Genomic DNA, 17,995 nt, shown 5'->3' with positions numbered 1-17,995 from the left:
GTGATTGATTTCTCTTCCGTTCCTTCAGCACCCCTGAGCCGCGACACCTGGCTCCTCAAGGCGCTCGCCGCCGATCTGGAGGAGGCCGGATACACCGTAAACGGTGTGGCCGGGTTCCTAGGCGAGGCCGCCTCGGCGGCCCTGCAGCGGGACCAGCTGGTTCCGGCCCTGCTGGCCTGCCGTGCGGAAGCGGAAGCGGCTTCTCCCCGTCGAGTGGCGGTTCCCATCCAGCTTTGGCTGTTGGGGGAAACGGCTGAGCGGGCCGAACTGGACAGCGCGTTCCCGCGCACCGGCACCGAAGGCCTGCTGGAACTCGGACTCATTGAACGCGGACGCATCTTCGGCACATTCCGGGCAGCAGTGGACCTGCGCCCCTACGGCACCGACGACGGCGGCTCCGGTTCCGCCGGGAATCCCGACGGTGACCTCTGGGTGGCCAGCGACCTGGGCAGCCACCAGCGGCCCGGCGTGCTGCGCCGCGACCACGTCCTCGGCATCGGGCAGGCCTCCCTGAGCCTGGCCCAGCTCACCGTACGCGCGCCGGTGGGACGTGCCCTGGATCTGGGCACCGGATGCGGGATCCAGGCCTTCCATCTGCTCCGGCACGCGGACCACGTCACGGCAACCGACATTTCCGAGCGAGCCCTCGGCTTCGCCCGGTTCAACCTGCTGCTCAACGCCCCCCAGCTGGACATCGATCCGGACCAGCCCGAGGAGCGGTTCACCCTCCGGCTCGGCAGCCTGCTGGAGCCCGTTGCCGGCGAAAAGTTTGATCTGGTGGTCTCCAACCCGCCGTTCGTCATCACTCCGCGCACCGGCGGCGGCGACGATGAGAGGTACACCTACCGCGACGGCGGCCTGGCCGGTGACGGCATCGTCGCGGCCCTGGTGGCCGGCCTCGAGGAGGTCCTGCGTCCGGGCGGCACCGCCCAGATGCTGGGCAACTGGGAGATCCCGGCCGGCCGGGGCGAGGAATGGTCCGCCCGGCTCGAGGAATGGCTTCCGGACGGGACAGACGCCTGGGTTATCCAGCGTGAAACCCTCACCCCGACGGAGTACGCCGAAATGTGGCTCCGCGACGCCGCGCAGGGCCGCGAACGCGAGGAATACGCTGCGGCGTACGCCGGTTACCTGGCGGATTTCGCTTCCCGGAATGTCGGCACTGTGGGGTTCGGCTCACTTTGGCTGCGCCGGCGCCGGAAGCCCGGCGCCGAACCGTTGCGCAGGTTCGAGGAAATCACCCATCCCATCGAACAGCCCGTGGGCCCGCACCTGGATGCCGCCGTACGCCGGTTCGACTGGGTCAGCAGCCGCACCAAGCTGGAGACCGTGCACCTGCTGGTTGCCGACGACGTGACGGAGGAACGCCATCAGCGCCCCGGAGCCGAGCATCCCGGGGTGATTCTGCTCCGTCAGGGCGCGGGACTGCGGCGGACCAACCTCATGAGTACGGAGCTCACCGGGTTCGTGTCAGCCTGCGACGGCGAGCTCTCCGTGGGACAGATAGTCTCAGCCCTCGCCGCCCTGCTGGACCGCCCGGAACCTGAGTTTGGCGAAAACCTGATCGCGGAAGTGCGTAATCTGGTCTTGGACGGGTTCCTCGTTCCGGACCGCTGGTAGGCACTGCGCCTGTCCCGGTGCAGATCATGCCTGCGGTGCTTTCCGGTTACCCTAGTGCTGGGGCATCGCGCATACTGTCTGTGGATGTACCGGACTGCCGATGCACCAAAGCGCCGGAACGACGCGCCCCGAACTTATTTGAACCACCCCGTTACGTAGGAGAACAGTGCCAGTTAAGGCAACGGACAAGAAGACCGGCAAGAAGAAGCTTGTAATTGTCGAGTCTCCGGCCAAGGGCAAGACCATCGCCGGATACCTCGGCGAAGGCTTCGAGGTGACGGCGTCGATGGGTCATATCCGTGACCTTCCGCAGCCCTCCGACCTGCCCGCCGAGTTGAAGAAGACGGGTGTCGGCAAGTTTGCCGTGGACCTCGACAATGACTTCGAGCCGTATTACGTGGTCTCCGCGGACAAGAAAAAGAAGGTCGCCGAGCTCAAGGCAGCCCTCAAGGACGCCGACGAACTCTACCTCGCAACTGACGGTGACCGCGAAGGTGAAGCCATTGCCTGGCACCTGCTCCAGGTGCTCAAGCCCAAGGTCCCGGTGCACCGCCTGACCTTCCCCGAAATCACCAAGGAAGCCATCCAGCGCGCCCTGCTGGAAATGCGCGACGTCGACGTCGCCATGGTGGATGCCCAGGAAACCCGCCGTATCCTTGACCGGCTCTACGGCTACGAGATTTCCCCGGTGCTGTGGCGCAAGGTTGCCCGCGGCCTGTCCGCCGGACGCGTGCAGTCCGTCGCCACCCGGCTCGTGGTCGAACGCGAGCGGGAGCGCATGGCGTTCCGCGCGGCGTCGTACTGGGACCTTGTGGGAACCTTCGCTACGGAGGCGGCCGAGAAATTCAAGGCCCGCCTGGTTTCCGTCGACGGCTCCCGCGTAGCCACCGGCAAGGACTTCACCGACCGCGGTGAGCTGAAGTCCAAGACTGCCGTGCACCTGGACGAAGCAGCAGCCGTGTCGCTTGCCGCCGGCCTGGAATCGGCCGTGTTCAGCGTCCGTTCCGTCGACACCAAGCCGTACACCCGCCGTCCGGCCGCGCCGTTCACCACCTCCACCCTGCAGCAGGAAGCCGGCCGCAAGCTGCGCTTCTCCTCGCGGGTGACCATGCAGGTGGCCCAGCGGCTGTACGAAAACGGTTACATCACCTATATGCGTACGGACTCTCCGGCGCTGTCGGACCAGGCCATTAACGCCGCCCGCCGCCAGGCCTCGGAGCTTTACGGCCCCGAGTACGTGCCCGAAGCCCGGCGCGTCTACAAGGGCAAGTCCAAGAACGCCCAGGAAGCGCACGAGGCCATCCGCCCCGCCGGTGACTCCTTCCGCACTCCGGCGCAGGTGGCCTCCTCGCTGCGCGGCGACGAGTTCCGGCTCTACGAGCTGATCTGGAAGCGTACCGTCGCCTCCCAGATGGCCGACGCCAAGGGTTCCACGGCATCCGTGCGCATCGGTGCAGTGTCCGCTGACGGGCGCGACGCCGAGTTCTCGGCTTCCGGGACGGTCATCACCTTCCGCGGCTTCATGGCTGCCTATGAAGAGGGCCGCGACGCCGTCCGCGACGACGACGAGGCCGAGGGCACCGAAGGCGCCCGCCTGCCGGTGCTGAAGGCCCAGGACACCCTGACCGCTGCAGACATCGCTGCCGGCGGCCACGAGACCTCCCCGCCGCCGCGTTTCACTGAAGCGTCGCTGGTGAAGATGCTCGAAGAACTCGGCATCGGCCGCCCCTCCACGTACGCCGCCACCATCTCCACGATCATGGACCGCGGCTATGTGACCAGCCGCGGCCAGGCCCTCGTGCCGAGCTGGATCGCGTTCTCCGTGGTCCGCCTGCTGGAGGAACACTTCACGGATTACGTCGACTACGACTTCACCGCGGAGCTCGAAGAGGACCTGGACCGTATCTCCCGCGGCGAAGCCGGCCGTGTGGAGTGGCTGAACCAGTTCTACTACGGCGACCGTGTGCAGACCGGCCTGCACACCATCGTGAACGACCTCGGCGAAATCGATGCGAAGGCGATCAACTCGATCGAGATTGCCGACGGCATTGTGCTGCGCGTGGGCAAGTTCGGCCCCTACCTGGAGCGTCCGCTGCCCGCAGACGCCCCCGAAGGGACCGAGCCCGAGCGGGCGAACGTTCCCGAGGACCTGGCCCCTGACGAACTCACCGCCGAAAAGGCCGTGGAACTGATGGAGACCGCCGCTCCCGAAGAGCGCGTGCTGGGCACCGATCCGGAGACGGGCCGGACCATCGTGGCCCGCAACGGCCGCTACGGCCCGTACGTGATCGAGCTGATCCCGGAACCCACCGAAGAGGACCTGGCGAACCAGCCGGTGGAGTACTACAAGAACGGCAAGCCCAAGCCGCCGAAGAAGCCGGTGAAGGTCAAGCCGCGCACCGGTTCGCTCTTCAAGTCCATGAGCGTGGAAACGGTGACCCTGGACGAGGCGCTGAAGCTGATGAAGCTGCCGCGCGTCCTGGGCACCGACGCCGAGGGCAACGAGATCACGGTGCAGAACGGCCGGTTCGGTCCGTACCTGAAGAAGGGCACGGATTCACGGTCGATCGGTTCCGAAGAGGAGATCTTCACGATCACGCTCGAGCAGGCGCTGGAGATCTATTCGCAGCCCAAGCAGCGCGGCGGCCGGCAGGCTGCGGCACCGCTGGCTGAATTCGGTGCCGACCCCGTGTCGGAAAAGCCGATTGTGGTGAAGGACGGCCGCTTCGGTCCCTACATCACGGACGGCATCACCAACATCACGGTGCCCCGCTCCACGGCCATCGAAGAGCTGACCCGGGAGCAGGCCATTGAGCTGCTGGCGGAGAAGCGCGAGAAGGGCCCGGCGAAGAAACCCGTGAAGAAGCGCGCGGCGCCTCGGAAAGCCCCGGCGAAGAAGTAGGGGCCGGTAGAGCGATAATGGAATCATGCGCCTAGGCGTTCTCGACATCGGGTCCAACACCGTCCACCTCCTGCTGGTGGACGCCCATCCCGGTGCGCGTCCCGTCTCCTTCGCCTCGCACAAGCGCCCGCTGCAGCTGGTGTCCTATCTGGACGCCGACGGCGCGATAAGCGAGGCCGGGCAGGACGAACTGATCGGGTTCGTCAACGAGGCCTGGAACTTCGCCCGCCGGCACGGCGCGCAGGATCTGCTGGCCTTCTCCACCTCCGCCATCCGGGAATCGGCCAACGGCGCCGAGGTCCTGGCCCGGGTGCAGCGGGAGACTCCGGTGCAGCTGGAGGAACTCTCCGGCGGAGACGAAGCGGCGATGACTTTCCTCGCCGTCCGCCGCTGGTACGGCTGGGGTGCCGGTTCCATCCTGGACCTGGATATCGGCGGAGGTTCCTTCGAAATGGCACTGGGCCAGGACGAGCTTCCGGAAATCGCCCGGTCCCTGCCGCTCGGTGCCGGACGGCTGACCCGGGACTGGCTTCCCGAGGATCCGCCCTCGCCCAAGAGCATCAAAAAGCTGCGCAAATACATCCGCGGCATGGTCGGGGAAGCGGCTGAGGAGTTCAGCGCCTTCGGCCGCCCGGACCTCGTCGCCGGAACGTCCAAGACCTTCCGGTCGCTGGCGCGCATTGCCGGCGCCGCGCCGTCGGCCGCCGGACCGTTTGTGCCCCGCATGCTCACGTTGGAGGACCTGTCCCTCTGGACCAAGCGGCTGGGCGCCCTGAGCGCCCGGGACCGTGCCGGACTGGACGGTGTGTCCGCGCTGCGCGCACCGCAGATGCTCGCCGGAGCGCTGGTGGCGCAGGCCGCCATGGAAGCCTTCGACGTGCAGTCCCTGAAGATCTGCCCCTGGGCGCTGCGCGAGGGCTTGATCCTGCGCCGATTCGACACGCTTCGTTTTGAAACAACCGGCGACCTGCCCCGCGGCCCCGCCGAAGGGGAGGAATTCCTCGTGGCTGCAGGGGCGGGTCCTTCGTCCAATGGAAAGCCAAGCTGAACATGCCGACGTCCCTCCCGCAGCCCGGACGCGCCGCTATTCCGGTGGCGCTGTCCAGCGCTTCCGTGTACCCGCTGTCCGTACATGACACCTTCGCGGTGGCTCATGACCTGGGCTACGACGGTGTCGAAATCATGGTCACCAACAGCCAGGTCAGCCAGGACCCGGACTCCCTCAGGGAGCTGAGCGAGCAGTACCGGCAGCCGATCCTGGCCATCCACGCTCCCACCCTGCTCCTGACGCAGCAGGTCTGGGGTGCCGCTTGGACAAAGATCGAACTGTCCGCGGCGATGGCCGCGGAAGTAGGTGCTGCCACCGTGGTGGCGCACCCTCCGTTCCGGTGGCAGACGGGTTACGCGGAGAACTTCGCCGAAGGCGTGAAGGACATCGCCGAACAATACGGCGTCACCATCGCCGTGGAGAACATGTATCCGTGGCGGGTCCGGGGGCGCGAGGCCAAAGCGTACCTGCCGCACTGGAACCCGATCCCCGAGCCGTATGAAAACGTCACCTGGGACTTTTCCCACGCTGCCATTGCCGGTATGGACTCCTTTGAGCAGATCCGCAAACTCGGGGATCGGCTCCGGCACGTCCATCTGACGGATGGAACTCCCAACGGCAAGGATGAGCATCTGCTGCCCGGCGAGGGTACGCAGCGGTGCGCCGAGGCGTTGTCCTACCTGGCCGACGGCGGTTTCGACGGCGTGGTGGCCGTGGAGGTCAGCACCCGAAAGGCGCGGGGAGCGGGGGAGCGCGAGGAACAGTTGAAGCAGACCCTGGAGTTCGCGCGGGAACACCTCCGGCCCAAAGCCGTCCTGGCCGGACACGACGCCTAATAGCCGGCGGGCTTTGCCGGTCCGAACCGGCGTATTAGCGGCATGACAGAATCGAAGTCATGGAAAGCGCACAGAATCCCCGACTGACATTCCTTGGCTGCGGCTCGATGAACGAAGCCATCCTCGGCGGAATCCTCGCCGGAGGCCTTGCCGCCGAGCAGGTAACCGCCACCGTCCGCCGCGCCGAACGGGCTGAAGAGCTTCGCACGGCCCACGGCATCACCGTCCTTGCAGGCAGCGAGGATCCGGACGCGAACCGGAAAGCCGTCGCCGAAGCCGACCTCGTCATTGTGGGCGTCAAGCCCGTGGGCGTGGCTGACCTGCTGCGCGAAATCGCTGCGGACCTGCCCCGCGGCGCCGTCGTCCTCAGCGTGGCTGCCGCCGTGCCGCTGGCCCTGATGGAGTCGCTGCTGCCGGAAGGCCAGTCCGTCATCCGTGCGATGCCCAACACCCCGTCCAGCCTCGGCCGCGGCGTCACGTCCATTTCCGCCGGCCGTTCCGCGGGCCCCGACGCGATGGACCTGGCCCGCCGCGTGCTGTCCGCCACCGGCACCGTGGTGGAGGTGCCCGAAGAACAAGTCGACGCCGTTTCCGCCGTCAGCGGTTCCGGTCCCGCCTACGCGTTCTACCTGGCCGAGGCCATGGCCCGGGCCGGCGTCGAGCTCGGCCTGGACCCGGATCTCTCGGCCCTGCTGGCACGCGAAACGGTGGCCGGTGCCGGGTACATGCTGGCCGAGCCCGACGCCGATGCTCCGGCCCTGCGTCGAGCCGTCACCAGCCCCAAGGGCACCACGGAAGCGGCCATCCGGACCTTCGACGAGCTGAACCTGCCCGGCGTGATCGAGGCCGGTGCCCGTGCGGCAGCGGCTCGGGCCGAAGAAATTACGAAGCAGCTGACTGCTTAGGGCTGGTGGCTGGTCGGCTGGGCCTGTGGCTGGGCCGGCTGCGCCGGCCTTCGGGCCTGGCTCCGGCGGCAACGAAATTCCTACGCTCGCAGAGCTCGCTCGGAATATTAAAGCCGCCTCCGCCAGGCCCTACGGCCGGACGGTAACGCTGCCATCTCCAGCACTGCGCCCAGGATCCCCTCGGTTTGTCGGGTTCCCTGCGGTTTGTGACAATCCCTGCGCCGCGCGGCGGAGGGAAGTGCACAAACCGCAGGGCTTTGGACAAACCGCAGGGTTTGCGTTCGGGTCGACAGGCATCACCGGCGCTGTCGGCTGTGCGGGCTGTTGCGATTCCTTCTGCCGCCTTTGCCTCGGCGACTGCGCGCATCAACGAGTCCGGTGCCCGTGCGGCAGCGGCCCGGGCATCGGAAATCACGAGGCAACGCACCGCGCAGATCTGTCTAGCTCTACAGGCGGGGTGCGTGCAGGTGCGAACCGCCGGAAGGCGTGGCGGAGGCGGCTTTAATATTCCAAGCGAGCTCTGCGAGCGAGGAATTTCGTTGCCGCCGGAGCCACGCCTGGCGGCGACCCACAGGTTCCCCGCCGCCGGAGCCACGCCTGAAGCCGGCCGGCGGGCTACCGGAAAACCGACCTACGGCCGGGCCGCAAACCGTTCCAGCAGATCCACGTGCCCGGACACGATCAGGGTGTCGCGGCTGGAGACCTTGGTATCGGGCTGCGCGTAGGTGAAGTCCTCACCGGGGGATTTCACGCCGACCACGGTGACGCCGTACTTCGCCCGTACATTGGACTCGCCGAGGGTGAATCCCTGCGTCTCCTTCGGCGGGTACATCTTCACGATTGCGAAACCGTCATCGAACTCGATGAAGTCCAGCATGCGGCCGCCCACCAGGTGCGCGGCCCGCCGTCCGGCGTCGGCCTCCGGGTAGATCACGTGGTTCGCCCCGATGCGGGTGAGGATCTTGCCGTGCGCCGGCGTGATGGCCTTGACCCACAGGTGCTCAATGCCCAGGTCCACCAGGTTTACGGTGATCAGCACGCTGGACTCGATCGAGGTTCCCACGCCCACGACGGCGGCGGAGAAGTCCTCGGCGCCCAGTTGTTTGAGTGCCTCGATGTTGGTCGCGTCGGCCTGGACCACGTGCGTCAGCAGGCCGGACGCCTTCTGGACGAGCGCCGGATCGCGTTCCACGGCCAACACCTCGCGGCCCTGGCGGACCAGCTGCTCGGCGGTGGCGGCACCGAAGCGGCCGAGTCCGATGACCAGGACCGGTGCGTTGTGGGGAGGTCTGTCAGCCAATGATCGGCCTTTCTTCGGGGTAGTGGTAGAGGGTGCTGCGGTGGCGCACGGCGAGTGCCGCGGCAAGGGTGATGGTGCCGACGCGTCCGGCGAACATAAGCATCGACAGGACGTACTTCCCGGACGGCGGCAGGGCTTCGCTGAGGCCGGTACTCAGCCCCACCGTGGCGAAGGCGGAAATAACCTCGAAGAGGACCGGCTCCAGGGACTCATTCGTGATGACCAGCAAGGCCGACGTGGCCACCGCCACCAGGGTGGCGCCCAGGATGGTCACCGAGATAGCAACCCGCATGGCGCCCTGCGGGATGGTGCGGCCAAAGGCCCGGACGTCGGCGTCGCCCCGGGCCTCGGCCACCACGGCCAGGAACAGGACGGCTATGGTGGTGACCTTGATGCCGCCTGCCGTGGAGGCGGAACCGCCGCCGGCGAACATCAGCATGTCGGTAAGGAGCAGGGTGCTGGAGTCCAAGTCCGTCATGGAGACCAGGTTGAAGCCGCCGGACCGGGTCATCACCGAGGCGAAGATCGAGTGGATGATCTTGTCCCCCAGGGACAGGTCCCCGATGGTGCTGGTGTTGAACCATTCAAAGGCGCCCCAGATTATCGCGCCGGCCACCAGCAGGATGGAGGACACCAGCACGGTCAGCTTGGTGTGCAGGTTCCATTTGCTGACCCGGGCACGGGTCTGCAGCAGGACCATGATGACCGGAAAGCCCAGCGAGCCGATAAATACACCGAGCATCAGCGGAATGAGGATCCACAGATCTTCTTCGTACGGCACCAGGCCGTCGGAGTGCGGGGTGAAACCGGCGTTGTTGAACGCGGAAATGGAATAGAAGACCGCATGCCAGATTGCCTGGCCGGGGGATTCACCCAGGATCATGAACCGCGGCGCCATGATCAGGGCCAGGGCCAGTTCAATGACGACGGCGGTGCTGAAGACGATGCGCAGCAGGTGGCCCACTTCGCCGAGCCGGCCCGTGTTCATGCCTTCCTGGGCCATGAGCTTGCCGCGGACGCCGAGCCGCTTGTTCACGGCCAGCGCCAGCAGCGAGGCCAGGGTCAGGATGCCCAGCCCGCCTACCTGGATCGCGATCAGGATCAGCACCTGTCCGAAGGTGGACCAGTAGGTGGCGGTGGAGACCACGGTGAGGCCGGTGACGCAGACGGCCGAGACCGCGGTAAAGAAGGCGTCGTGCAGCGGCGCGGATTCTCCGCTGCTGGAAGCGGCAGGCAGGCTCAGCAGGGCGGTGAAGAGCAGGATGACCAGGCTGAACACGATAAGCGCCAGCCGCGCGGGCCGGCCGGTGACCAGCCCGCCCACAAACTCACGGATCCCGGCAACGATGGCGGGACCGCTGTGCTGCTCTTTCTCCAGCAGGGATTGCCGTGGGATTGCCATGGGTGGTCCAGTTCTTTTCCGCGGTGGTTCCGCTCAGTAGTAGCACTTATCCGGCAGATGGGCGCGGACACCAATATCAGAGTAGCGCCCGCATCACGTAGCCTGTCTGCATGATCAGTTCCGGGCTAAGCCTTCCCATTATGCCGACGTGCATTGTCTGGGATGAATCCATGCTGGCTTACGATTTCGGCGCAGGCCATCCGATGAGCCCGGCGCGCCTGGACCTGACGGCCCGGCTGGCCCGTGAACTGGGACTTTTCGACCTCGAAGGCGTCTCCATGGCCGAGCCGTACGTCGCCTCGGCGGCCGACCTGCTGACCGTCCACGGCTTCGACTACATCAGCGCCGTGCAGGCAGCCGGAGCCGACCCCGCGAACTGCAACACCCTGCTGGGACTGGGCACCGAGGACACGCCGGTCTTCGCCGGCATGCACGAAGCCAGCGCCCGGCTGGTCGGCGGTTCCCTGGCCGCTGCGGATGCCATCCTCTCCGGCGAGGTGACGCACGCGGTCAACTTCGCCGGCGGCATGCATCATGCCGGCTATGAAAAAGCGTCCGGATTCTGCGTCTATAACGACGCCGCGGCCGCCGTCGCGCGGCTCCTAGCCAACGGCGTGCAGCGGGTGGTGTACATCGACGTCGACGCCCACCACGGTGACGGCACGCAGAACATTTTCTGGGACGATCCGCGCGTTATGACCATCTCGCTGCATGAAAGCGGACTGACCCTGTTCCCGGGGACGGGATTCGCCAACGAAACCGGCGGCAAGGCAGCCGAAGGAACCGCGGTCAACATTGCCGTACCGGCGCGTACCACCGACGCCGGCTGGCTGCGGGCCTTCCACGCAGTGGTACCCCAGCTGACTGAGGCCTTCGCCCCGGAAGTGATTGTCAGCCAGCACGGCTGCGACAGCCACACGGATGATCCCATGACCAGCCTCCGGGTCAGCGTGGAGGCCCAGCGGCAGGCCGCCCTGACCATCAGCGACCTGGCCGGCCGCCTGTGCGAAGGACGCTGGATTGCCACCGGCGGAGGCGGCTACAACGTTGCCTCCGTGGTGCCGCGGTCCTGGGCGTTGCTGATGTCGGTGGCTGCCAACGGTCGGGTGCGTCCCGCCACCCCGCTGCCCCCGGCCTGGCGCGACTACGTGCTGGAGAAGCACGGCGTGAAGACGGGCGAGACGCTGGGTGACGGGGCCGATATCTGGTGGCGTTCCTGGGAAGTGGGCTACGACCCGAATGACGAGATCGACCGGACCGTGATGGCCACCCGCAAGGAACTGTTCCCGCTGCACGGGCTGGATCCTTGGTTCGACTAGGCGGTTCCTCGGGGATGCTCCCGGTCCCATATCCGCTAGGGTAAATGCCATGGTCTTTGACGATGTGTTTGCAGTAATCGCGGAAGGTACGCGGCGTGAAATCCTGGGCGCCCTGCGTACCGGCGACAAGTCCGTAGGGGCACTGGTGGAGGAACTCGAGGTCAGCCAGCCCACGGTCTCCAAGCACCTGAAAGTGCTGCGCGAAGCCGGACTCGTCTCCATGCGGGCCGAAGGCCAGCGCCGGTACTACTCGCTGGAAACTGCCCCGCTCGAGGAACTGGTCCTGTGGCTGCGGGCCTTTGACCTCGCGTCACTCACGGAGTCCCGCCTGGCATCCGTTTCTGCAAGCCCCAAACCCGCCACCGCTGCTGCCGCAGCGGCCGGTGCGCTGGTGCCCGGCGCCGCAGAGACCCGCTCGCTGCCGGTGGACGCCGGCGTGCAGAACCTCGGCCGCACGGTGGGGCGGGCCGCAGAGCGGGCCGCCGACCTGTTCGGCCAGTTCCCGAAATTCCGCCGCCGCCGGCCCTAGGGACGCGGCCCGCAGGCACTTTGGCCCGACTTGCATCGCATCCCCGGCATCCGCGGGGCTAGCGTAGTCCTAACCGGGGAATCAAATCTCTAAGGAGCAGCACATGGAACGTGTACTGACGCGCGTACGCGACGACGTCTTCCGCCGCAATCCCGGGGAAACCGAGTTTCACCAAGCCGTCGTGGAAGTCTTCGACTCCCTCGCCCCAGTGCTGCGCAAGCATCCCGAATTTGCCGAGGCCGCGATCCTGCAGCGGATCTGCGAGCCCGAAAGGCAGATCATCTTCCGGGTGCCCTGGGTAGACGACAAGGGCCAGGTGCAGATTAACCGGGGCTTCCGGGTGGAATTCAACTCTGCCCTCGGCCCGTACAAGGGCGGACTCCGGTTCCATCCCTCCGTGTACCTGGGCATCATCAAGTTCCTCGGTTTCGAACAGATCTTCAAGAACGCTCTCACCGGCATGCCGATCGGCGGCGGCAAGGGCGGCTCGGACTTCGACCCGCGGGGCAAATCCGACGCTGAAGTGATGCGCTTCTGCCAGTCCTTCATGACCGAGCTGTACCGGCACATCGGCGAGTACACGGACGTTCCGGCCGGTGACATCGGCGTTGGCGGCCGCGAGATCGGTTACCTCTTCGGACAGTACAAACGCATCACGAACCGCTACGAATCGGGCGTCCTCACCGGGAAGGGCGTGAGCTGGGGCGGATCCCTGGTCCGTCCCGAGGCCACCGGCTACGGCGCGGTGATGTTTGTCGAGGAGATGCTCAAAACCAAGGGCATGAGCCTGGACGGGCAGCGGGTGATTGTCTCCGGCTCCGGCAATGTGGCCATCAACGCCATAGACAAGGCCCAGATGCTCGGCGCCACGGTGGTGGCCTGCTCGGATTCCGCGGGCTACATAGTTGATGAAAAGGGCATTGACGTTCCGTTGCTGCGGCAGATCAAGGAAACGGAGCGGGGCCGGATCTCGGAATATGCCGAGCGCCGCGGACACTCCGTGAACTACGTGACGGAGGGTTCCATCTGGAACGCGGGAGCCGGCGTCGCCCTGCCCTGCGCCACCCAGAACGAACTGGACGAAGCGGACGCGCTGGCATTGATCAAGTCCGGGGTCCGGGCCGTGGCCGAGGGTGCGAACATGCCGTGCACTCCGGCCGCCATCAGCGCCTTCCAGGCCGCCGGGGTGCTGTTCGGCCCGGGTAAGGCGGCCAACGCGGGCGGCGTCGCCACCTCCGCGCTGGAGATGCAGCAGAACGCGAGCCGGGACTCCTGGTCCTTCGAGCATACGGAACGCCGGCTCAGCGAGATCATGGTCAACATCCACGAGCGGTGCGCCCGGACTGCGGAGGAATACGGTTCCCCCGGCGACTACGTGGTGGGCGCCAACATCAGCGGCTTCGTGAAGGTAGCCGATGCGATGCTGGCCCAGGGCGTGATCTAGACCGGCTTGCACTGCCCGGGCCCCGCGGCCGCGGAAAGAACTTCCACTATGGTTACTCCTGCCACTACAGTAGGGACCATACGGGGCCATCAGTGACGCACGTCGCAACAGGCCGGTGACGCGATATCCTTCAGCCGCAGGTGCTCCACATGGCTTGCTGTCGGGAGCGGCGGCAATGAGCAAAGGAACGGGACTAAATGGCAGACGAGGGAAACTTCTCGGATGTGCGGTTTCTGACGGTATCGGAAGTTGCCGACGTCATGCGGGTCTCCAAGATGACTGTGTACCGGCTGGTCCATTCCGGCGAGCTGCCGGCCGTCCGTTTCGGCCGGTCCTACCGTGTGCCGGAATCGGCCGTCCAGAAGGTGCTCCGCGACGCCGTTATTGACCGGCGTACAGACACTGCCTAAGCCCTGCCCCGGGTATCCGTCTTCAGATAACAGCGACGGAGTGGACCGTTCCCGGCTGCTGTTCCGGGCTGGCAAATTCCACAGCCCCGAAGCTGTACCCTGTTAAGGAACGTTTTAATCGAAAGCCAGTAACTACCGGCAACCAGCCCCTGTGCCCACGGCAACAGGGGAAGGGAATCGGTGACTCCTAATAAGTTTGTGAGGACTCTGTGGGTTCAGTAATCAAGAAGCGCCGCAAGCGTATGGCCAAGAAGAAGCACCGCAAGCTGCTTCGCAAGACCCGCCACCAGCGTCGTAATAAGAAGTAGATCCTTCTTAGCGACCGTTGTCAGCTGGCCCCCGCTGCATGTGCAGTGCCGGGTCCGCTAAGGCAGAGCCCGCCAGTCCCCAGGGATAGGCGGGCTCCGGTTTTTAAGCAGCCGGGCGGCTAGCTCTGCCGGGCTGTCAGCGGGCCCGCACCCAGGAGAACCCCCGCCACAGCCCGTAGGCAGCCCCGGCAACGGTTGCGGACTTCAGGCCCAGTGTTGCCGCCCTGCGGCCTGAACGGAAGTCGTACACGGGCCAGTTGCGCTCACGGGCATGACGGCGCAGGCGCGCGTCCGGATTGATCGCCACCGGATGGCCCACCAGACTCAGCAGCGGAACGTCGTTGTAGGAATCGCTGTACGCCCAGCAGCTTTGCAGATCCAGGCCTTCCTTCTCGGCCAGCGCCCGGACACCGGCAGCCTTGGCCGGCCCATGCAGGAACTCACCCACCAGGCGCCCGGTGTACATGCCGTCGGCGACCTCGCTGACTGTGCCGAGGGCGCCGGTGAGATCGAGCCGGCTCGCGATGACCGAAGCAACTTCGATGGGCGTTCCGGTGACCAGCCAAACCGGCCTGCCGGACTTCATATGCTGCTGGGTCAGCGCCCGGGTGCCGGGCCAGATCTTGGAGACAATCATCTCGTCGTAGACCTCTTCGCCCAGCGTGCGCACGTCCTCCGAAGAGAGGCCGGTCGCGAAGGCCAAGGCTGCGTCGCGGACCGAGTGGACGTCCTTGAGGTTTTCACCCTGCAGCATGAACCTCAGCTGCTTGCTCGCGAAGCCGGCTGCTTCACGGATGGTGAAGACTTTCCGCTGGTACATCTTCCGGCCTACATGGAACAGGCTGGCACCGCGCATGAGCGTATTGTCGACGTCGAAAAAGGCCGCTTCGCCAGGTTTGCCCACCGCGTCTGTGGTTCCGGTGGCTCGGACTACAGTGGCTCGGGGCATGGTCCGAGTCTACGCAAAACCCGGCCTGAGCGCGGAAATCCGACGTATTGGGGCTATTTTGGACATATGAGTGAATCCGTCGGACCGGAAGTCGTCCTCCTTACCCGGCCGGGCTGCCATTTGTGCGAAGACGCCCGCCTGGTGCTCCGGCGCGTGGGGGAGGACCTTGGCATCCCCTGGCAGGAACGCAGCGCGGAGGAAGACCCGGAACTCGCCGCCCGCTTCGGTGAGGAGATCCCGGTGTTGTTCATCGACGGCGTCCAACGGGACTTCTGGAAAATCGACGAAACACGGCTGCGGCGTCTGCTGGGGTCGTGATGGCATCCGAGGAAGTCCGGTCGGAACGAGCCGATCTGGAGGGCGGGACGGCCAACAGCGGCCAGGCGGCCGGAACGTCGTCGGCCGCAGCGGGCGAAGGGCGGCACATACCGCCGGCGTCACTGGCGCGGTTGACCATCTACTTGAGGGCGCTGTCCGCCATGCTGGCCGACGGGATAGAGCGTGTGTCCTCTGAAGAGCTGGCTGAAGCCGCCGGCGTCAATTCGCCCAAGCTGCGCAAGGATCTGTCCTACCTGGGGTCCTACGGGACCCGCGGCGTCGGATACGACGTCCCGTATCTCAGCGGACAGATTTCCGCCGCTCTTGGCCTGACATTGAACTGGCGGGTGGCCATAGTAGGAGCCGGCAACCTCGGCCGCGCCTTGGCAGGCTATCCCGGGTTCGGCTCGAGGGGCTTCGAGGTTGTGGCACTGTTCGACGCCGACCCGATGGTAATCGGCCAGGAGGTGGGCTGGCTAAGGATCAGCCCGGTGGACTCGCTGGAAGCAGTGCTCGCGAAGACCGGGGCAAACATGGCGGTGCTTTCGGTGCCCGCCGAGGTTGCCCAGGATCTATGCGACCGCCTCGTGGAGTCCGGGATTACCAGCATCCTCAGCTTTGCTCCCGTAGTGCTGCAGGCGCCCGAAGAAGTCCAGATCCGCAAAGTGGACATGGCGACCGAACTGCAGATCCTTGCCTACCACGCACAGCGCTCACAGGTTTCGCAGATCGCCGCCCGGGCCCGTCTGGCGCGCTAGGACCGGATCCGGCTGCAGGGTTTCCGCCTGGTCCCCGAGGCGATGGTGCGGTTTTGCCTGGTGCCGTTGCGGCCCGAATGGCTGCACCGAGGGTACCCGCGGGTGGAACCACGGGGCTGCTCCCTTGGCGAAGGTGATCGCGGCTCCTGCGACACCCAGGGCTGCAGCGAGAGACTGGGTGCCGGTTCCTGCGTTCATCGCGTAGAACAGTGCGGTGCCGGCAAGGACCGCGGAGACTACCCGCGCCCAGCGCCGCTTGTCCCGAACGGCAACCGCAAGCAGCAGGGCGGTTCCCATGATCACCAGGGCATAGGCGATCGCTATCGCCGCGAGCGTCCTGGCATAGTGGGTGCCGGTCACTCCGTACCGCTCGAGGAGGGCAAGGGCAGGCGGCAGCGAATCAGGTACGGGCATCCGGGAAACGGTTGAAAGGGTGCCCCACAGATTGATCAGGCCCGCACCTGAAATCAGCGCGAATGCGGCTGCAATGGCAGGAACCGGGTTGCCGGTTTTCGCCGGCAGCCGGCGTTGCACGGCCCGCACCACCACGGCTATCGCGTGCCCTGTGGTGCGGGCTGCCACTGAGGTGGTGTGTGCGACGGCGCGGGCACCGACGGCTGTGACGCGCGCTGTGGTTCGGGCACCGACAGCTGTGGCGTGCGCTGTGGTTCGGGCACCGACAGCTGTGGCGTGCCCTGTGGTGCGGGCTGCCACGGAGGTGGTGTGTGCGACGGCGCGGGCACCGACAGCTGTGACGCGCGCTGTGGTTCGGGTACCGACGGCCGTGGCGTGCCCTGTGGTGCGGGCTGCCATCGAAACTGAGCGTGCGGTGGCGCGGGCACCTACGGCTATGGCGTGCGCCGTTGTTCGGGCTGCACTGGAGATGGCATTTCCGATGGTGCGAACTACCACGGCACCGGCGCGGGCAGTGGTGCGGGCGGCCGTCGCAACGGCGTCAGCGACAGTGCGGGCGGCCGACGAAACCGAACGTGCAACGGCCTGGGCCGCCACCGACACCGCATGGGCGGCAGCCCGCGCCCCTGCGACCGTCGCGTGTACGGCGGATTGGGCCGCCGCCGATGCTGCGTGTGCAGCGGCCAGTATCCAGTTCCAGACAGCATGGGCCACGGCTTGGAGCCACGCCGAGGCGGCACGGGCACCGGCGCCGACACGGTTGGCCCCGGACTGGACCGCAGCGCTGGTGGCATGGGCACCGGCCTGGACCTGAACGGATGTTGCATGCGCCCCGGCGTGGACACCTGCAGAAGTTGCCTGGGCCCCCGCTTGAACCCGGAACGAAACGGCGTGTGCCCCCGCGCGGACCCGAACAACCCCCGTGCGGACGCCGGCAGAGGTGACCCGGGCTCCCGTTCGGGCTTGGTTGGAGGTGGCCTGCGCCGCGGCTTGGATCCGAGTGGACGCACGGCGCACCAAGCTGCGGAGCCAGGCGTAGGCTCCCTGCACTCCTATGCGGAGCCAGACGACGGTCCCGACCGCCCCGACCCGAAGCCAGGCGGATACGCCACGCAGGCCTGCGCCGAACCACGCAAAGGTGCCGCGAATACCGCTGCCAATCCAGGCGACGACACCCTGGAGCCCGGCCCGGAGCCAGAGGTAGAAGGCATGGCCGCTGCCATTCTCCCCGGTCCCTGAGGATGAGCCGGGTTCAGGGGAGGTAAGTTCCTCCCGGTCCGGAGAGCCGCGGCCGGGATCGGAACCTGCTGGGGAGCCCCCGGATACCGTCGGGGGATGGAGCGGTGCTTCCGGGATGAAGATGTTGGCCCCTGCATACTCCGGAGAATCGACTGCCCGGTGCAGATAGCGCAGGGGAATGCGTGTTTTTTGTTGCTGCGGGTTAGGAAGCAGAGCTGCCATGGTCCTCCCCTTCACGGCGGAACGGCACCTCCGGGGCACCTTGCGAAGCAACTCGCCGCCGGAGGAGAACAC

General features: G+C 66.5%; 16 protein-coding genes. 12 read left to right on the top strand and 4 right to left on the bottom strand.

The annotated features are described in order from the left end of the window. The 5 genes from N2L00_RS13370 to proC all read left to right on the top strand — a co-directional run bounded on the left by N2L00_RS13370 (position 1) and on the right by proC (position 7,311). Positions 1-1,620, top strand: coding sequence for a methyltransferase (locus N2L00_RS13370; RefSeq protein WP_255862551.1), 1,620 nt, complete (start codon positions 1-3; stop codon positions 1,618-1,620). Between the two features lie 166 nt (positions 1,621-1,786). Continuing rightward, positions 1,787-4,522, top strand: coding sequence for a type I DNA topoisomerase (gene topA, locus N2L00_RS13365; protein WP_255862552.1), 2,736 nt, complete (start codon positions 1,787-1,789; stop codon positions 4,520-4,522). 25 nt (positions 4,523-4,547) lie between these two features. Further along, positions 4,548-5,570 (top strand): Ppx/GppA phosphatase family protein, encoded by a 1,023-nt coding sequence (locus N2L00_RS13360; protein ID WP_255862553.1) that lies wholly within the window; start codon positions 4,548-4,550, stop codon positions 5,568-5,570. 2 nt (positions 5,571-5,572) lie between these two features. Further along, the gene (locus N2L00_RS13355; protein ID WP_255765038.1) at positions 5,573-6,406 is read left to right on the top strand and encodes a sugar phosphate isomerase/epimerase; all 834 of its coding nucleotides are present in this window, start codon (positions 5,573-5,575) and stop codon (positions 6,404-6,406) included. Positions 6,407-6,465: 59 nt separating this feature from the next. After that, positions 6,466-7,311, top strand: coding sequence for a pyrroline-5-carboxylate reductase (gene proC, locus N2L00_RS13350; protein ID WP_255862554.1), 846 nt, complete (start codon positions 6,466-6,468; stop codon positions 7,309-7,311). Positions 7,312-7,942: 631 nt separating this feature from the next. Here the strand turns inward: proC and N2L00_RS13345 are convergent. Together N2L00_RS13345 and N2L00_RS13340 are read right to left on the bottom strand one after the other, a co-directional pair. Then, positions 7,943-8,611 (bottom strand): TrkA family potassium uptake protein, encoded by a 669-nt coding sequence (locus N2L00_RS13345; RefSeq protein WP_227919084.1) that lies wholly within the window; start codon positions 8,609-8,611, stop codon positions 7,943-7,945. Further along, on the bottom strand, positions 8,604-10,013 hold the full coding sequence (locus N2L00_RS13340) for a TrkH family potassium uptake protein (RefSeq protein ID WP_255765036.1): 1,410 nt from the start codon (positions 10,011-10,013) through the stop codon (positions 8,604-8,606). The genes N2L00_RS13345 and N2L00_RS13340 overlap by 8 nt, the downstream gene beginning before the upstream one ends. Before the next feature lie 110 nt (positions 10,014-10,123). Between N2L00_RS13340 and N2L00_RS13335 the strand changes: the two genes are divergently transcribed. From N2L00_RS13335 to N2L00_RS13315, 5 genes are all read left to right on the top strand, one after another. After that, the gene (locus tag N2L00_RS13335; RefSeq protein ID WP_255862555.1) at positions 10,124-11,332 is read left to right on the top strand and encodes an acetoin utilization protein AcuC; all 1,209 of its coding nucleotides are present in this window, start codon (positions 10,124-10,126) and stop codon (positions 11,330-11,332) included. Between the two features lie 49 nt (positions 11,333-11,381). After that, positions 11,382-11,861 (top strand): helix-turn-helix transcriptional regulator, encoded by a 480-nt coding sequence (locus N2L00_RS13330; RefSeq protein WP_255862556.1) that lies wholly within the window; start codon positions 11,382-11,384, stop codon positions 11,859-11,861. 103 nt (positions 11,862-11,964) lie between these two features. Then, positions 11,965-13,305, top strand: coding sequence for an NADP-specific glutamate dehydrogenase (gene gdhA, locus N2L00_RS13325; protein WP_255862557.1), 1,341 nt, complete (start codon positions 11,965-11,967; stop codon positions 13,303-13,305). Between the two features lie 197 nt (positions 13,306-13,502). Continuing rightward, on the top strand, positions 13,503-13,715 hold the full coding sequence (locus tag N2L00_RS13320; RefSeq protein ID WP_227919077.1) for a helix-turn-helix domain-containing protein: 213 nt from the start codon (positions 13,503-13,505) through the stop codon (positions 13,713-13,715). A 209-nt stretch (positions 13,716-13,924) separates the two neighbouring features. Continuing rightward, positions 13,925-14,023, top strand: coding sequence for a 30S ribosomal protein bS22 (locus N2L00_RS13315; protein ID WP_003792170.1), 99 nt, complete (start codon positions 13,925-13,927; stop codon positions 14,021-14,023). Between the two features lie 136 nt (positions 14,024-14,159). Here N2L00_RS13315 and N2L00_RS13310 read toward each other — a convergent pair whose 3' ends face one another. Next, positions 14,160-14,972 carry an HAD family phosphatase gene (locus tag N2L00_RS13310; RefSeq protein ID WP_255765032.1) on the bottom strand — a complete coding sequence of 271 codons (813 nt, stop codon included), beginning with the start codon at positions 14,970-14,972 and terminating at the stop codon, positions 14,160-14,162. A gap of 66 nt (positions 14,973-15,038) precedes the next feature. Between N2L00_RS13310 and N2L00_RS13305 the strand changes: the two genes are divergently transcribed. Next, on the top strand, positions 15,039-15,290 hold the full coding sequence (locus N2L00_RS13305) for a glutaredoxin family protein (RefSeq protein ID WP_255765031.1): 252 nt from the start codon (positions 15,039-15,041) through the stop codon (positions 15,288-15,290). Then, positions 15,290-16,048 carry a redox-sensing transcriptional repressor Rex gene (locus N2L00_RS13300; RefSeq protein WP_255765030.1) on the top strand — a complete coding sequence of 253 codons (759 nt, stop codon included), beginning with the start codon at positions 15,290-15,292 and terminating at the stop codon, positions 16,046-16,048. Before N2L00_RS13305 ends, N2L00_RS13300 begins: the two co-directional genes overlap by 1 nt. Here N2L00_RS13300 and N2L00_RS13295 read toward each other — a convergent pair. Beyond that, the gene (locus N2L00_RS13295; protein ID WP_255862558.1) at positions 16,004-17,923 is read right to left on the bottom strand and encodes a hypothetical protein; all 1,920 of its coding nucleotides are present in this window, start codon (positions 17,921-17,923) and stop codon (positions 16,004-16,006) included. The two genes, N2L00_RS13300 and N2L00_RS13295, sit on opposite strands and share 45 nt — an antisense overlap. Between the last annotated feature and the right edge of the window lie 72 nt (positions 17,924-17,995).

Source organism: Arthrobacter sp. zg-Y1171, from assembly GCF_025244845.1.
In the GTDB taxonomy this organism is placed as follows: Bacteria; Actinomycetota; Actinomycetes; order Actinomycetales; family Micrococcaceae; genus Arthrobacter_B.
This window is presented reverse-complemented; position numbering and strand designations above follow the sequence as displayed.

What these genes read in the sequence shown, in the direction of transcription:
- N2L00_RS13335 (WP_255862555.1), top strand. Translation starts at nt 10,124, where the DNA reads ATGATCAGTTCCGGGCTAAGCCTTCCCATTATGCCGACGTGCATTGTC.
- N2L00_RS13300 (WP_255765030.1), top strand. Translation starts at nt 15,290, where the DNA reads ATGGCATCCGAGGAAGTCCGGTCGGAACGAGCCGATCTGGAGGGCGGG.
- N2L00_RS13305 (WP_255765031.1), top strand. Translation starts at nt 15,039, where the DNA reads ATGAGTGAATCCGTCGGACCGGAAGTCGTCCTCCTTACCCGGCCGGGC.
- N2L00_RS13330 (WP_255862556.1), top strand. Translation starts at nt 11,382, where the DNA reads ATGGTCTTTGACGATGTGTTTGCAGTAATCGCGGAAGGTACGCGGCGT.
- N2L00_RS13360 (WP_255862553.1), top strand. Translation starts at nt 4,548, where the DNA reads ATGCGCCTAGGCGTTCTCGACATCGGGTCCAACACCGTCCACCTCCTG.
- N2L00_RS13295 (WP_255862558.1), bottom strand. Translation starts at nt 17,923, where the DNA reads ATGGCAGCTCTGCTTCCTAACCCGCAGCAACAAAAAACACGCATTCCC.
- N2L00_RS13320 (WP_227919077.1), top strand. Translation starts at nt 13,503, where the DNA reads ATGGCAGACGAGGGAAACTTCTCGGATGTGCGGTTTCTGACGGTATCG.
- N2L00_RS13340 (WP_255765036.1), bottom strand. Translation starts at nt 10,013, where the DNA reads ATGGCAATCCCACGGCAATCCCTGCTGGAGAAAGAGCAGCACAGCGGT.
- N2L00_RS13310 (WP_255765032.1), bottom strand. Translation starts at nt 14,972, where the DNA reads ATGCCCCGAGCCACTGTAGTCCGAGCCACCGGAACCACAGACGCGGTG.
- proC (WP_255862554.1), top strand. Translation starts at nt 6,466, where the DNA reads ATGGAAAGCGCACAGAATCCCCGACTGACATTCCTTGGCTGCGGCTCG.
- N2L00_RS13355 (WP_255765038.1), top strand. Translation starts at nt 5,573, where the DNA reads ATGCCGACGTCCCTCCCGCAGCCCGGACGCGCCGCTATTCCGGTGGCG.
- gdhA (WP_255862557.1), top strand. Translation starts at nt 11,965, where the DNA reads ATGGAACGTGTACTGACGCGCGTACGCGACGACGTCTTCCGCCGCAAT.